The organism is Lactococcus nasutitermitis (assembly GCF_018403765.1).
GTDB classification, from domain to species: domain Bacteria; phylum Bacillota; class Bacilli; order Lactobacillales; family Streptococcaceae; genus Lactococcus; species Lactococcus nasutitermitis.
The window spans coordinates 54,073-70,010 of sequence record NZ_BOVQ01000009.1; the positions used below are offsets into that span (position 1 = coordinate 54,073).

Here is a 15,938-nt window from a genome sequence, read left to right on the forward strand (position 1 = left end):
AAGCGATAATAAGCATTTTTCACAATTTTGGTCTAAAAATTCCAAACATAAAAATAGCAATATAAAAATATATTCCAGAAATTGGAATATATTTTTTGTTATGATATCGCTTGCATTTTTAAAATGAAAACCTTATCATTAAAATAAGCTTAAAAACAAAGGAGAAACAAATGGGAAAATTAGGCATTTCAATTTATCCAGAACGTTCAAACTATGAGGCAGACAAAGCCTATCTTGACCTCGCCCACAAATACGGCTTCAAGCGTGTATTTACCTCACTATTAGAGATTAAAGGAGATAAAGAACAAGTTCTTAGTAGCTTTAAAAAAGTCGTAGATTATGCAAATTCTCTCGACATGGAAGTCATGATTGACATCAATCCAGGACTTTTCACTCAACTTGATATCAGCTACGATGACCTTTCGTTTTTCCACGAAATGGGCGCAGATGGTGTCAGACTGGATATTGGTTTTACAGGAGCCGAAGAAGCCCGAATGACCCACAATCCCTATGGCATCAAGATTGAAATCAATATGAGCCAAGGGACAACTTATGTTGACAGTATCATGGATTATTCGCCAGATACCGAAAAACTCCTCGGCAGTCACAATTTCTATCCTCACCGCTACTCAGGCTTGGAATACAATTTTTTCCTACAATGCACCGAGAAATTCAAAAAATACAATCTCAATACGATGGCATTTGTCAATTCTCATGCAGCAACTTTTGGCCCTTGGCCTACGCAAGACGGCTTGTGTAGTCTTGAAGACCATCGAGATTTAGAGATTGCCACACAAGTCAAGCACTACAAACTCATCGGCGGGATTGACGACATCACGATTGCCAATGCTTACGCGAGCGAAACAGAGCTAAAAGCGATGTCAGAAGCTTTCAACGCAAGCATCCCAGAAATTAAAATTATCCCTCGCCCAAACATCAGCGAAGTTGAAGAAAAATGTCTCTTTGAAACGACACACAGCTACCGTGGCGACCGTTCAGCTTACATCTTGCGCTCAACCATGACGCGCGTGATTTATCAAGACGAAGATTTCCCAGCTCATGATACGCAAACCATTCATCGTGGCGATATTGTTATTGATAATAATGGTTATGGACAATATAAAGGAGAAACACAAATTGCTCTCAAAGAGATGAAGAACGATGGACGTGTCAATATCGTTGCTCATCTCGCTCCAGATGAAGAATTTCTTTTAGATTATCTCAAACCTTGGAGCAGCTTCAAACTGATAAAAAATAATTAGCAGTTCAGCAACTTTTATGTTTCTATTAAGGAAATATGTTTTTTATTGAAGACAGAGCCTTGCAATTTCAAAATGAAAACCTTATCATTATAATGTAAACGTGTAAAAAATAAGTTTACTGAAATTCTAATTTTATTAGAGTATTTTATTATTATTAAAAAACGGCTAGCCGTTTCTCTTGTAGGTATCTACAAGAGAAACATTCTTAGCCGACACAAAGGAGGATTCCATGAACGGAATTACTGCATGGATGGAGAAATACATTGTGCCAGTTGCCGCTAAGATTGGTTCACAAAAGCACCTCGTTGCTTTGCGTGACTCAATGATTGGTATGTTACCAGCAACACTTGCTGGGGCGCTCGCAGCGATGATTTCTGCCATTGTCACAACTTTCCCATCATCTATCCAGCAAATGGTAGATGGTCCTACAAAATTCGCCGCTTTGGCACCAGATAAAGTCTGGACCTTAGCAAATGTCCCAATCATTGGCGACTTGAATAACATTTCAGGTCTGGTCAATCAAGGAACATTGACTGTTATCGGTGTTATCTTTGCCTTTTCTTGGGGTTACAACTTAGCACGTGCTTATGGTGTCAATGACCTAGCTGGAGGTATCGTTTCAGTTGCTACTTTGTTTGCAGGTCTGCCAAACCAATTAGGCAGTATCGGTACAGCACTTGGCACAGGTAAAGCGGGTACAGCTGCAATGACAAAAATTAACGATGGCATTTCTGCTCAGTTGATTGCAACTTACAAACCATTCTTTGCTGCTGGACATTTGGATGCTGACGCATACTTTACAGTTATTATTATGGGCGCGATTGCCGTTATCTTGTATGCAAAACTGATGCTTGCCAATATCACGATTAAAATGCCTGATACTGTGCCACCAGCAGTTGCAAAAGCATTCTTGGCAATTATTCCAACGATTGCTTCACTGTATGTTGTTTCACTTATCTACTATATCTTCCAAAAATTGACAGGACATCCAATCATTTACTTGATTGCCAAGTACATCGCAGCACCATTCCAAGTCTTGTCACAAAATATTGTTGCCGTACTGATTGTCACTATTTTCGTTTCAATCTTCTGGTTCTTCGGAATTCATGGTCCAAACGTATTGTCACCTGCTCTTGACGGTATCTGGGGACCTCTTGGACTGAGCAACCAACAACTTTACTTCAAAGAACACATTTCTGGTATTCAACATCTTATTTCACAAGGTGCAACATCTCAAGCGCACGCTGTTAATAATGAATACGTCAACCTTTGGGTGCGTGGTTCATGGGACGCTTTTGCTTGGTTCGGTGGCTCTGGTGGTACAATCACACTGATTATTGCCATTCTTATCTTCTCGAAACGTAAAGATTATCGGACAGTCGTTGGTATCGGTCTTGCTCCTGGTATCTTTGAAATCAATGAACCAATCATGTTTGGTTTGCCAATCGTCTTGAACCCTATCTTCTTGATTCCGTTCACAGTGGCACCATTGATTTCAGTTATCATTGCTTATGTAGCAACAATCTTGCATTTGGTTAATCCGGTCGTTGTTGCCGTTCCTTGGGTTACTCCACCAATTCTGAATGCCTTTATGGCTACAGGCTTTGACTGGCGTGCTATCGTTGTTGTTGTCATCAACTTAGTGATTACATTCTTCATCTGGACACCGTTTGTTATTGCAGCAAACAAACTTGAAGAAGAAGAAGTCGATTGATAAGGATTACAAATTAAAACAATAGGGCAAGGAAAATTTCTCCTTGCTCTATGAATTTATAGCTCAAAATGCTATAATAATTATAAAAAGACAAAGGAGAACACTCATGATTATTGTTAATATCGCACTCAAACAAGAAGATATCAAGGCACTTCTTGAAACTGAGGGATTCAAATTTGTGAAAAAACAAGGCCTTAAACTTTTCTTTGAAACAGATGCCGAAGATAAAGCAGCGGAAGCAAATCGTGCTAAAGCTATCATCAAAGGTTCTGAATGGGGACAAGGATTGTTCTTTAGTACAGGAGTTGCCTAATGTCAAACTGGGGAATTGGTCTTTTAAGTCTATCATTGCTACTCATCGCATACCATACATGGTATCTTGGATTGCCACTTCTTATTTTGTCTGTTATCATTCTCTTTGTCACACACAAAAATAAGAAAAAAGAAGAAAAAAAATAGGATTTTATTATGGAAATTGTTAAAACTATTGACGCGCCACGCGAATTTATCTTTGAAAAAATCATTGACTCTTGTCTTTATGATATCGAAAAAAACACGAAGCAACGTCCAAAAATTCGGAATTTGACGGGCTTCAAGTACACGAAAACTTTTGGTAAAAATCAAACAGGACAGATTAAGTTTGATGAAGTTTCCGCGCCAACAGTTTATGCTTTTACGACAGCAACAAACCGTAATACCTATAAGACACGATGGGAATTGCATAAGATTGATGACCGTTCAACAGATGTCATCATCACTGAAAGTAAGACGGCAAAAGGATTCTTTCAACATTTTAATGACATGATTGTTTCGATATTTTTTGGACGTTTCAAAAAACGCCGCATGATAGGTATCTTAGATGCTATCCAAAAAGCTTATGTCGGAAAATAAGAAATGACACTAAAAGTCTGCTAAATTAGCAGGCTTTTTTTCATAAAATAAAAACATATTCCAAAATATGAAACGATAGAAAACGTTTTCTTGTGTTATAATAAATATAAAGTTAGCTGTTCTTGGAACAGAGAAATAGAAAGGAATATCAGTAATTTTACTGATGTTAGGATAATATATGGAACACAAAAAATTAAATTCATTTCCAGAGGATTTTCTTTGGGGAAGTGCATCTGCTGCTTATCAAATTGAAGGCGCACCTTTTGAAGATGGTAAGGAAGCCAGTGTCTGGGATAACTTTGTTCGTATTCCGGGAAAAACTTTCAAAGGTACAAATGGTGATATTGCCGTTGACCATTATCATCGCTACAAAGAAGATGTTGCCTTGATGAAAGAACTGGGCTTGAAGTCTTATCGTTTTTCGATTGCTTGGACACGGATTTTCCCCAAAGGTCGTGGAGAAGTCAATGAAGCAGGATTAGCATTCTATGAAAATCTTGTGGATGAGTTGATTGCAAATGGGATTGAGCCTATCGTGACACTTTACCATTGGGATTTGCCACAAGCTTTGCAGGATTTGTATGATGGATGGGAATCACGCGAGATTATTGCTGATTTTGTGAATTATGCAGGGACATTGTTTACTGCTTTCAAAGGAAAAGTGAAATATTGGGTGTCACTCAATGAGCAAAATGTCTTTACAAGTCAAGGTTGGCAGATTGCGACACATCCACCAGGAAAAACAGATACAAAACTTTTTTATCAAGTTAATCATATCGCAAACTTGGCAAATGCTGCAGTCATCAATAAATTTCATGAGATGAAAATTCCAGGACAGATTGGACCGTCATTTGCTTATACACCACAGTATGCGAAGGACAGCGACCCTTTGAATGTGCTTGCGGCAGAAAATGCTGAGGAAATGTATGCGCATTTCTGGATGGACGTTTATATTTATGGTGAATATCCTATTGCGGCATTGACTTATCTTCGTGAAAATGGTCTGGCACCTGAATTTGCTGAGGGAGATGCGGAACTTTTGAAATCGGCACATCCTGATTTTCTGGGAATTAACTATTATCAGACGGCGACAAATGCTTGGAATCCTATTGATGGTGGCGTTGGTGCTGCTGGATTTAATACGACAGGTAAAAAAGGGACGACAAAGGAATCAGGTGTTCCAGGATTGCATAAGAAAATCCAAAATCCATTTATTGACCGTACGAACTGGGATTGGGAGATTGACCCTGAAGGCTTGCGGATTGCATTGCGCCGTATCACGAGCCGTTATCGTATTCCAGTCATGATTACTGAAAATGGTCTTGGCGAATATGACAAACTCGAAGATGGTAAAATTCACGATGAATACCGTATCAAATATCTTGAAAGTCATGTCAAAGCGATTAAAGAAGCGATGACAGATGGTGCGACGGTTATTGGTTATCATACTTGGAGTTACACAGATTTGCTGAGCTGGTTGAATGGTTATCAAAAACGTTATGGTTTTGTTTATGTTGACCAAGATGAAACGATGCAAGGCAGTTTGAAACGCATTCCGAAAGATAGTTACTATTGGTATCAACATATTATTGAGACGAATGGTGAGGATATTTAAAGAAAAAGAGCGTCTGTTGGCGCTTTTTTATTTGTGATATAATGTAAGGAGTTAATTTTTAAAAAATGGAGGCGAGAAAAAATGAAAACACGTGGTTTTGAGGTGCTGTCAAGTTATGAGAATGCTGGGATAAATTTGCCTGTGCGTTCAACGGAGCATTCGGCGGGCTATGATATTGAGGCGGCAGAAACGGTGACTTTGGCGCCGGGCGAGATTAAGTTGATTCCAACGGGATTGAAAGCTTATATGCAGGCTGACGAGGTGCTTTATATGTATAGCCGCTCAAGTAATCCGCGGAAAAAAGGTTTGGTTTTAATCAATTCTGTTGGTGTGATTGATAAGGATTATTATAATAATCCTGAAAATGAAGGTCATATGTATATGCAGATGAGAAATATCACGGAGCATGATGTGCTGGTGGAAAAGGGAGAACGTGTTGTTCAGGGCGTTTTCATGCCATTTTTAGTTGCTGATGGAGATGATGACGTCGAAAAAGCTGTGCGCGCTGGTGGATTTGGCTCTACTGGAGCTTGAAAATGTTTTTGACAGACTTGTCAAAAATATTTTTTGGTTGAAATCTCTTTTGACTGTTCTGTCAAAAATTTCTGAGCTAAAAATTTAGCTGATTTGACGGTCAAAGCCTTGACAGGTGTGTTATAATGGAAACATGAACAATTTGCGCATTCTTCATCTTAATGATTTGCATTCACATTTGAAAAAATTTCCGATAATTGAACGATTTTTTGCGGAAGAATCGCTGGGACAAAGCGATGTTTTTCGTTTTGATTTGGGAGATAATGTTGACCGAATGCACCCGATTTCTGAAGCGACAGACGGGCAGATGAATGTTGAGTTGATGAATCGGCTCAAACTGACGGCGGCAACGATTGGCAATAATGAAGGTTTGGGTTTGACGCACGAGATGCTGGAACATCTTTATGATAAGGCGAATTTCCCAGTTTTGCTGTCCAATCTCAATCCACCATTTGCGCAAGGTCCGCAGATTTTTACGACAAGTTGGGGCTTGCGCGTTGGTGTGCTAGGCTTGACGGCGCCTTACAAAACGGCTTATCCTTACACTGGTTGGGAGTTGCGAGACCCGTTTGAAGTGTTGGACGAGCTGCTTCCGCTAGATTGTGATTTCACGATTTTGCTGTCGCATTTGGGAAAGTCGACGGATGAAAAAATCGCACAGAACTATGATATTGACTTGATTATCGGAAGTCACACACATCATCTTTTTGAGCATGGCGCGCAGCTCAATGGTACTTTACTTGCGGCAGCTGGGAAATATGGTGAGCATATTGGCGAGATTGACTTAACATTTGATGGAAAAAATCTGATAGAGTCGCAGATTGAGGCTATTTCAACGAATACTTTGCCAAAGAAAAAGTCAGATTTGCTTGAGAGTCATGGCTGGGAAGTGCAAGGACACACGCTTTTGCGTGGTACACAAGTTGCACAGTTGGAAAAAGCTTTGAGCAATCAATTTCCAGACTTTGAAGCCAGTCATTTCATTGCTGGCAAATTTGCAGATTTTGGAAATGTAGCTGCTTGCGTGATGAATTCTGGTTTGCTGGTCACAGATGAGTTACCGGCGGAGATTACGCTGGACACTTTGCACGATGTTTTGCCACATTCTATGCGACTGATTCGCTTCACTTTTACTGGTGCTGAGCTAAAAAATGTCCTGACTGAAATCATTGATGTTTCCGCATTTTTGGGGACGCAGCAAATTCAGGGAATGGGATTTCGCGGAAAGAGTTTTGGAAATCTTGTCATGCAGGGAATTTCGCTGGAAGATGGAGAATTTTATTTCGGGGATAAAGTCGTGGAAAATGAAGCAACTTACCAAGTCGTCATGCCTGACCAGTACTTGTTTGCTTGGTATTTTCCATTGCTCAAAAAAACGGGCAAATCTGAAATCCTTTTTCCAGATTTATTACGTGAAATTATTGCCAAAGAATTGACAAAAGAAGCTTAAAATTTTTGACAGAACTGTCAAAAAGATTTGCAGGCATTTTTGACAGTTCTGTCAAAAAATATAAAAGAAAAAATAGATAAAATGGCTAAAGAAATAGACGAAACAAAATTAAATTACAACAAATATCCGGGAGAACACGTGATTGCGGTGGATAATATCGTGACAATCGGCGGCGACAAAACTTTTCACATTGTCCGCGATTTTCGTGATGCTTTTGACGCGGAAAAGTTGGAACAGCGCTTTTCTGACGTGTTTGACAAGTATGATTATCTTGTCGGCGATTTTGGATTTGAGCAACTTCGCTTGAAAGGATTTTTCTCCATGAGTCGCAAAAAAATGGCGGCTGACACAAAGATTGACCATCTTGAGGATTATCTCAACGAATATTGCAATTACGGTTGCCCTTATTTTGTGCTTCGGCGCGTGCGTGCGCGTGATTTGAAAAATGAGCAAGCCTATGAATCTGAGCGCGTATTTGAAGAAAATCCAAGCAAAGCAAAATTTGACAAACCACGTCGTAAACGAAATCGCAACCGCAACAAAAATTATGACAATAAAGAAAAAGTAACAGACAAAAAACGCGACACTGACAGCTTTGTCATGAATGAAAAACGTTCTGTCAAATTTGACAAAAAGCAAAACAAGCCATTTTCAGAGAAAAAAGTTTTTGACAGTTCTGTCAAAAATAAAAAAACAAGAAAAACAACAGAAAATGACAAAAAGCAGCCCAAAAAATCTTTTGTAATTAGAGAACGGCGCCACGATGCGTAATATGAATAAGCTTCCGCCAAGTGAGCTTAAAAAGTATTTGGCACATTTAAAAGTCAAACCAAGTGAATTGATATTTTTCATCGCAAAGCCAGTTATCAAACGCCGCGCTTTGCTTATCACAAATATCATCCTCCTTTTTGCTTTGGCTTTTTTGAATTTTCTTGTTCCCCAATTTACAAAAACCATTATTGATGTTGCAATTCCTGAAAGAAGTACGTCATATCTTGTACATGAAGTCCTCCTCATGCTTGGGGTAACTGCTTTAATTGGGCTTCTCAGCTTCGCCAATGCTTATCTCATGCAGCGCCTCTCTCTTGAAGCTATTGCAGATATTCGCCTTGCCACTTACAATAAACTGTTAAAGCAAGACTATGGCTACTTTCAAGACACGAAAACGGGCGACCTCATGGTGCGTTTGACAAGTGATATTCAAAATATTCAACTTCTGGTTTCAAACAACACCTTTAGTCTTGTCAGTCAAGCATTTACCTTTGTTGGTGTACTCGGCTTTCTATACATTCGTGATTGGAAAATGGCGTTGCTCATTTCACTCACATTTCCGATATTATATCTCAATATTCAATTTTCGAGAGGACATATCCGCGAAGCAAATGCAAAAATGCGCCGCAATCTCTCAAAAATTTCCAATCAACTTCAATCCACATTTACACAAATTGAACTTATAAAAAATTACACCACAGAAGCACACGAATCTGTCAAATTTGACAAACTTGTCAAAGAGGGCAATCATTACCAACTTGACGTCACAAAATGGCAAAATATCTTATCACCAGTAACTACCTTTGTCAATACAGTTGGAACAGCAATCGTCCTTCTATTTGGTGGCTATCTTATCATCAATCATGAACTTAGTATTGGTGAACTCGTTGCTTACATCAGTTATTTAGCGCTCCTGCAAGCACCGATTACTCTGATTAGTCAAGTTATTAATAATTTTCAAAATGCGCTTGTTTCCTATGACCACATTGAAGATGTTATGCGTGTGACCGAAAAAGTTGTTGATCCAGTAAATCCGCAACCATTTCCCAATCCTTTGCAAAATGGAATTTCCTTAAATAACGTAAATTTTCACTATACAGGAAGCGAAAGCCCCATATTATCACACATTACATTTAATATTCCAGCAGGAAAAACAACTGCTCTAGTAGGACGTTCAGGAGCAGGAAAAACAACTCTGATTAAACTTCTCACTCGAATGTACGATACCAGCGCAGGAGAAATCAATTATGATACTACCGAAATTCGCCAAATGACTCTTAAAGATTTGCGCCAGCATATTTCTGTTGTCAGCCAAGATGTCACAATCATTGACGGGACGATTGCTGAAAATATTCGTTATGGAAGTTTCGGAGCAACGAAAGACAAAATCTTACAAGCAGCAGAACTAGCAGATATTTTGAACTTTATCAAAAGTTTGCCACAAGGTTTGGAAACTCAAGTCGGTGAACGTGGGGTGAAACTCTCAGGAGGACAAAAACAACGTCTTTCTATTGCCCGTGCTTTTCTAAAAGATGCCCCTGTCGTTGTTTTAGATGAAGCAACAGCAGCATTAGATAATGAATCAGAAAAACTTATTCAGCATGCTTTTGACAATCTTATGCAAGGACGTACTAGTATTGTCATTGCACATCGTCTTTCCACTATTCACGCCGCCCATCAAATTATTGTCATGGATGCAGGAAAAGTAGTAGAAAAAGGCAACCACGCTACCCTTCTTCAACAAGGAGGACTTTATAAAATGCTCTATGACCTACAATTTGAGTAAAACAATCAAATTATGATACAATTAAACCGACTTAATAAAAGAATATAGAGAAAAAAATTCCGGAGATTTCATGAACGAAATACAACATACAGCAACAAAAACAGCAGAAACGCGCCCCAGCATTTACGGCTTGACCCGCGAGCAACTCATTGACTGGGCAATAGAAAACAACGAAAAGAAATTCCGAGCAACCCAAGTCTGGGACTGGCTCTACCGCAAACGTGTCCAAAGTTTTGAAGAAATGACCAACCTCTCAGCAGCATTCATCGAAAAACTTAACAGCCAGTTCATCATGAATCCCTTGCAGCAAGTCGTCATTCAAGAATCCGAAGACGGCACAGTCAAATATCTCTTCATGCTTCCTGATGGCATGATGATTGAAACAGTCCTCATGCGTCAAGCTTACGGATTTTCAGTCTGTGTTACCACTCAAGTCGGCTGTAACATGGGTTGCACTTTCTGTGCTTCCGGCATTCTCAAAAAAGAACGCGACGTTACCGCAGGCGAAATCGTCAGCCAAATCATGCTCGTCCAAAAAAATTTTGACGAACGTGGACAAGACGAACGTGTCTCACATATCGTCGTCATGGGAATTGGTGAACCCTTTGATAATTACGAAAACATGATAAATTTCCTCCACGTGATTAACGATGACAATGGTTTAGCCATCGGCGCGCGCCACATCACCGTTTCCACCTGCGGTTTCATGCCGAAAAAAATCGAAGAATTTGCCCACGAAGGACTGCAAATCAACCTTGCCATTTCCCTTCACGCACCAAATAATGACCTCCGCACAAGCCTTATGCGCATCAACCGCTCACAACCTCTCGAAAAACTCTTTGAATCCATTGATTATTACACAGAAACCACGAATCGCCGAGTGACTTACGAGTACATCATGCTTTCAGGCGTCAATGACACACCAGAAATTGCCCAAGAACTTGCAAATCTCATCAAGCCACGTAACAAACTCGCTTATGTCAACCTCATTCCCTACAATCCAGTAGCAGAACATATCAAGTACGAGCGCTCCACACACGATGCAACCATGAAATTCTACGACGTTCTCAAGAAAAATGGCATCAACTGTGTCGTTCGTCAAGAACACGGCACAGATATAGATGCAGCCTGTGGACAACTCCGTTCAAAACAAATCCAAAAAGCAACAAAAGCATAAAAACTGGTCTCAAAACCAGTTTTTTTATCTCAAAAATTTCTAAAGTATATTGTCCCAACCATAAAAATATGCTATACTTAAACTGCAATTAAAAATAATGTTACACAAAAACATTATAAAATATAAAAAAGCACAATGGGTACTGCAAACAATGCGGTTGAGAAAAACCATCGGACCTGAACAGGTTAATACCTGCGTAGGAATGTGTCTGTATTTCGCTGAACCCTCCTTGTGCCCACACAAAGGAGATTTTTTATGTCTATTTTATTAACTATTCAAGAAAAACAACCTCTCGTCTTGAACCTCGCAAACAGTGTTACCCAACAACACGTTGCAGACGCCATCAGCTTTCTGGGCGCTTCACCTCTCATGACCAGAGCAAGCAACGAACTTGAAGAACTTCTCAGTATTTCTAGCGCTCTTGTCCTCAACACAGGCACGATAAACGAAGAAGAGCTTCCATTTTTCATCACAGCAGCTAAACTGGCAAATAAAATGCACAAACCAGTTATTTTAGACCCCGTAGCCGTGATGATGCCTTATCGTGCCAGCTTTGTCAGCCGTCTCATTGCCGAAGTAAAAATAACGATTATTCGAGGAAATGCCGCCGAGATAGCATGGTTCGCTCAGTCAGTCGTAGCAAGCAAAGGAATAGATGCCCTAGATGAACAAGTAAACGACCATAATGCACTTAAAGCTGCCAGACAAACCAACGCAGTAATTGTACAAACAGGACGTACAGATACGATTACAGATGGAAAAAAAGTATTAAAAGTGAACACACATAGTCCACTTTTCAAAATAAACGTTGGCTGTGGCGATATGCTTTCAGCAATAATCGGAGCTTTTGCTTCCGTTTCAGATTCACCATTAGAAGCAGCATTTGAAGCCACACAACTCTTTGGGGAAGCAGGAGAACTGGCAAGCACAGCAGTCAACAACTTACCAGGAAATTTTGTGAATACACTTCTTGATACTCTCTACCAAAAAGCTCAAAATTCCAGAGAAACGATTATCTAAGGAAAAATTTATGGAAAACTCAAATATAAAAAATCATCAGCGCAACGTTGGAAGTTGGGACTCCCTCGCAACTTGGATAAATGCGAATGCAAATAACGGCACTTGGTTTACAGGAGGAGTGATTGCAGCAGCAGGAGTGATGACAGCCTCACTCACACTCATTATTGTTGGCATACTTTCTTACGCTTTTATGAGTATTTCCGCCTATATGGGCTATAAAACAGGACTTCCCTCAATGTACTTGACACGCCCTTCTTTTGGAGTTCGCGGCTCTATTCTCCCATCATTTATCAATATTGTACAGTTCATGGGCTGGGCGGCAACGAATACTTTCATCGCAGCACTTTCCATGGGGACAATGTTGCACGTTCTTTTCGATTTTCCAAGCACGACAGGAAATAAAGCTTACATAAGTATTGGCTTAGGTGTTTTCCTGATGATGATATTGCATCTCTTATCCGTTTCATTAGGAGAACGCTCCATACAACTTTTAGAACGTTTTGGTATTTGGTTGATTTATATCCTCGTCATTTGGGAAATGGTTGTTGTTTTTCATCATTATTCATGGCAACAAATATTCAACTGGCATCCAGCGCTCAAGCTAAAAATGTCCACAGGAACGGTCATAGACACAATGGCAGTTTTCAATCTTGGTTGGGCAACAGCAGGTTCAGACTTTTCACGCTTTGCCAAAGATAAAAAATCAGCTCTTATTATCCCTTTCGTTGGCATCAATCTTGGGACATGGTGGTTTGCAGCTATCGGTATGTTTTCAACCATTGCTATGGCATTGAGTTTACACAGTTTTGATCCAAATAATTCTGATCCATCTGCTGTGGCAACAAAACTTGGCTTAGGACTTGTTGCCTTACTTGTCATTGTAGTGAGTTCCACAACATCAAACGCTGTAAGTCTGCTCGCAGCAGGTTCAGCTTTCAATAATATCTTTAAAAAAGCAACACTGAAACAATCTCTCATAACAGTCACGATTATTGCCTCTTTCATCTCCTTTATTCCACTGATTGTCAACAGCTTTTTAGACACATTTATTGTTTTCTTAAACATTGTAGGTATGACACTTATCCCAGTTATCCCCATTTACCTCCTAGATTTTTATCTTTTCAATAAAAGAAAATATCAACTCAATGCTTTAGAAAAAATAAATGGCCCTTATTGGTATCATAAAGGAGTGAATTGGCTCGCGATAATTGCATGGCTCATAGGTTTAATAGCTTACAATCTCTTTGAAAGATTGACCTTCCTCAGTCATACGATTGGAGTCAGTTTTGAAGCATTGATAATTTCAGGATTCACATATTATCTATTAACAAAAATATTCAGAAAGAAAAAATAAAAAATGCAAGTAAAACAAGTAGTAACGATTGCGGGTATTGATTCTAGTGGTGGCGCTGGAGTCAACGCAGATGTCAAGACTTTCCACAATCAAAAAGTGTACGGTGCAACAATAATCACAGGGCTTACCGCCCAAAACACTTATGGTGTGCAGGCAATAACAACAACTCCTCCTGATTTTATTTTAAAACAGTTTGATTCAGTGTTCTCAGATTTAGAGATTTCAGCAGCAAAAACAGGTGCATTATTTTCAAAAGAGCAAGTAGAAGCAGTCATTCAGGGAATAAAAAAATATCGCCCGAAACACCTCGTTGTTGACCCAGTCATGGTAGCAAAAGGAGGAGCAAAACTCTTGACTGATGATGCGATTGAAAAAGTAAAAATAGAACTTTTCCCTCTGGCAGAACTCATAACACCAAATCTTGATGAAACAGAAGTATTAGTTGGCTATCCAGTTGATACTGAAGAAAAAATCCATCAAGCCCTCTTTGATTTACAAGCAATGGGAGCAGCAAATGTTCTCATCAAAGGAGGACATTTGAAAGGAAGTAAAGTAATAGATAGCCTTTTAACGGCAAATGGTAGTATAACAACTTACACAGCAAATCGAACGAATACAAAACGAACACATGGAACAGGAGATACACTTTCCTCCTACATTGTTGCCCACCTCGCACAAAACGAAAATCTTCTGGACATTATGCCAAAAGCTAAACTATTTATCAGCAAAGCAATTAAAGAAGAAATCAATGTTGGGCATGGTCATGGTCCACTCAATCACTGGATAAAAGGATAAATGAATAAAAATTTTTTGAAATGTTATTTTATTGCAGGGCCGCAAGATTTTCCTAATCTCTCTTTAGAAGAAGCAGAAGTAAAAATCTCAAAACTTATCGCAAGTGGTGTCACAGCCTATCAATTTCGTGACAAAGGAACGCATTATAAAAATGAAGATGGAAGATTGGGCTTGGCAAATCGTTTAAGAAAAGTAGCAAAAGCGCATAATGTTCCATTTATTATCAATGACGATAGTGCGCTTGCTTTTGAAGTCGGAGCAGATGGATTACATCTTGGACAAGACGATATGGCAGTGAGTAGAGCGCGTGATTTACTAGGAAAAAAAGTCTTTATTGGACTTTCTGTGCGCAATGAACAAGAACTTATACAAGCCCAATCAAGTAAGGCAGATTACCTAGGAATCGGACCAATCTATCAAACGAGTTCAAAAAAAGATGCAGCCAAACCTATTGGAGATAAACTGCTCACAAGCATTCTTCAAGTGAACCAACTTCCCATAGTAGGAATTGGTGGTATTGACCTAAGTAAAGCTGAAAAATTAGCAAAAACAGGTTTAGATGGTGTTGCCATTATTTCTCTACTCACAGAGACGAAAATGCCTTATAGAACAATTAACACAATATTAAGAGCATTTGAATAAAAAACACTCTCAAATATGAACAAAATCCTACTAAATTTGATAGAATAGATTTAAAGACAAAAAATAGAAGAGAGAACTCATGGATTACGTAAAATTAAACAAATCACGACACGCAGTTAAGCATTTTGACGGACAAAAAATTCCAACAGTTGATGTGAAACAGATTATATCAGCCGCTAGTCTTGCCCCGTCTGCTCACAATATGCAGTCTTGGCATTTTGTTATTATTGAAAGTCCTGAAAAACGTGAAGCATTGCTTTCAGAAGTTCATCCACGTAATCAAGAACAAATTCGTACAGCAGGCTCAGCAATCGTACTCTTTAGTGATACTGATTTGCCAGAACGTTCAAGAGAAATTGCTCGCATTGCAGGAGCAGAACTAGATGATGAAATGCTAGAACGCTATAATAGCCGTTATCCAAGTATGTTTGAAGATTATGATGAATTGACAGAAAGTAATTTTCTATCCATCAATATTGGTATCATCACAATGAACCTTATTCTAGCAATCAAAAATAGAGGATACGATAGTAATGTCATTTTAGGCTTTAAACGTACACCAAAAGTCAATGAAATCCTTGAAGTTGAACGTCGCTATCGTCCAGAACTTATCATTCCGTTAGGAAATGCTGCCGAGAAAGGACAAGCAAGTTATCGCTTGCCACAAGATAGAATTGTAGAAATTCGTTAATTTAAAGTTTGTAATAAATAACAAAGCATTCATTTTTAAAATGAATGCTTTTTTGCATGAAATAAAAAGCAAAAAAACAATATTCGTTATAAAAATAGATTAAAAAACAAAAAACAAATATTGTAAAACATATTTTACAATAAAAAGAACAAAAAATGATATACTTCAATTATAAAGTAAATGTTTACAAAAAATTAGAAAGCATTTAGCTAGAGGACAGAGAGAAATAATGAAAA

At 38.9% G+C, this 15,938-nt stretch carries 16 protein-coding genes and 1 riboswitch; all 16 genes read left to right on the forward strand.

Going from position 1 to position 15,938, the window contains the following annotated elements:
* The first annotated feature begins 170 nt into the window (after nt 1-170).
* The 16 genes from KJS36_RS09790 (at nt 171) to KJS36_RS09865 (ending at nt 15,702) form a co-directional block, all read left to right on the forward strand.
* Nucleotides 171-1,262 carry a DUF871 domain-containing protein gene (locus tag KJS36_RS09790; RefSeq protein WP_213536734.1) on the forward strand — a complete coding sequence of 364 codons (1,092 nt, stop codon included), beginning with the start codon at nt 171-173 and terminating at the stop codon, nt 1,260-1,262.
* A gap of 229 nt (nt 1,263-1,491) precedes the next feature.
* Complete coding sequence (locus tag KJS36_RS09795; protein WP_213536735.1) at nt 1,492-2,976, forward strand: PTS sugar transporter subunit IIC; 1,485 nt, start codon at nt 1,492-1,494, stop codon at nt 2,974-2,976.
* 106 nt (nt 2,977-3,082) lie between these two features.
* Complete coding sequence (locus KJS36_RS09800) at nt 3,083-3,289, forward strand: hypothetical protein (RefSeq protein WP_213536736.1); 207 nt, start codon at nt 3,083-3,085, stop codon at nt 3,287-3,289.
* Nucleotides 3,289-3,435 carry a hypothetical protein gene (locus KJS36_RS09805; RefSeq protein ID WP_213536737.1) on the forward strand — a complete coding sequence of 49 codons (147 nt, stop codon included), beginning with the start codon at nt 3,289-3,291 and terminating at the stop codon, nt 3,433-3,435. The genes KJS36_RS09800 and KJS36_RS09805 overlap by 1 nt, the downstream gene beginning before the upstream one ends.
* 9 nt (nt 3,436-3,444) lie before the next feature.
* Complete coding sequence (locus KJS36_RS09810; protein ID WP_213536738.1) at nt 3,445-3,867, forward strand: DUF3284 domain-containing protein; 423 nt, start codon at nt 3,445-3,447, stop codon at nt 3,865-3,867.
* A gap of 178 nt (nt 3,868-4,045) precedes the next feature.
* Nucleotides 4,046-5,482 carry a glycoside hydrolase family 1 protein gene (locus KJS36_RS09815; RefSeq protein WP_213536739.1) on the forward strand — a complete coding sequence of 479 codons (1,437 nt, stop codon included), beginning with the start codon at nt 4,046-4,048 and terminating at the stop codon, nt 5,480-5,482.
* An 81-nt stretch (nt 5,483-5,563) separates the two neighbouring features.
* Nucleotides 5,564-6,016, forward strand: a complete 453-nt coding sequence (locus KJS36_RS09820) for a dUTP diphosphatase (RefSeq protein WP_213536740.1) — start codon at nt 5,564-5,566, stop codon at nt 6,014-6,016.
* A 133-nt stretch (nt 6,017-6,149) separates the two neighbouring features.
* On the forward strand, nt 6,150-7,466 hold the full coding sequence (locus tag KJS36_RS09825) for a bifunctional metallophosphatase/5'-nucleotidase (protein WP_213536741.1): 1,317 nt from the start codon (nt 6,150-6,152) through the stop codon (nt 7,464-7,466).
* A gap of 81 nt (nt 7,467-7,547) precedes the next feature.
* A complete protein-coding gene (locus KJS36_RS09830; RefSeq protein ID WP_213536742.1) occupies nt 7,548-8,237 on the forward strand; it encodes a YutD family protein in 690 nt (229 codons plus the stop codon).
* Nucleotides 8,230-10,023: an ABC transporter ATP-binding protein gene (locus tag KJS36_RS09835; RefSeq protein ID WP_213536743.1), complete on the forward strand. Its 1,794-nt coding sequence runs from the start codon at nt 8,230-8,232 to the stop codon at nt 10,021-10,023. Before KJS36_RS09830 ends, KJS36_RS09835 begins: the two co-directional genes overlap by 8 nt.
* A 70-nt stretch (nt 10,024-10,093) precedes the next feature.
* Complete coding sequence (gene rlmN, locus KJS36_RS09840) at nt 10,094-11,200, forward strand: dual-specificity RNA methyltransferase RlmN (protein WP_213536744.1); 1,107 nt, start codon at nt 10,094-10,096, stop codon at nt 11,198-11,200.
* Nucleotides 11,201-11,325: 125 nt separating this feature from the next.
* A riboswitch (TPP riboswitch) is annotated at nt 11,326-11,420 on the forward strand.
* A gap of 35 nt (nt 11,421-11,455) precedes the next feature.
* Nucleotides 11,456-12,220 (forward strand): hydroxyethylthiazole kinase, encoded by a 765-nt coding sequence (gene thiM, locus KJS36_RS09845; RefSeq protein ID WP_213536745.1) that lies wholly within the window; start codon nt 11,456-11,458, stop codon nt 12,218-12,220.
* 10 nt (nt 12,221-12,230) lie between these two features.
* Entirely contained in the window at nt 12,231-13,574 is a 1,344-nt protein-coding gene (locus KJS36_RS09850; RefSeq protein ID WP_213536746.1) for a cytosine permease, read from the forward strand.
* 3 nt (nt 13,575-13,577) lie between these two features.
* The gene (gene thiD / locus KJS36_RS09855) at nt 13,578-14,369 is read left to right on the forward strand and encodes a bifunctional hydroxymethylpyrimidine kinase/phosphomethylpyrimidine kinase (protein WP_213536747.1); all 792 of its coding nucleotides are present in this window, start codon (nt 13,578-13,580) and stop codon (nt 14,367-14,369) included.
* A complete protein-coding gene (gene thiE, locus KJS36_RS09860; RefSeq protein WP_213536748.1) occupies nt 14,370-15,011 on the forward strand; it encodes a thiamine phosphate synthase in 642 nt (213 codons plus the stop codon).
* A gap of 79 nt (nt 15,012-15,090) precedes the next feature.
* A complete protein-coding gene (locus KJS36_RS09865; RefSeq protein ID WP_213536749.1) occupies nt 15,091-15,702 on the forward strand; it encodes a nitroreductase family protein in 612 nt (203 codons plus the stop codon).
* Nucleotides 15,703-15,938 lie beyond the last annotated feature (236 nt).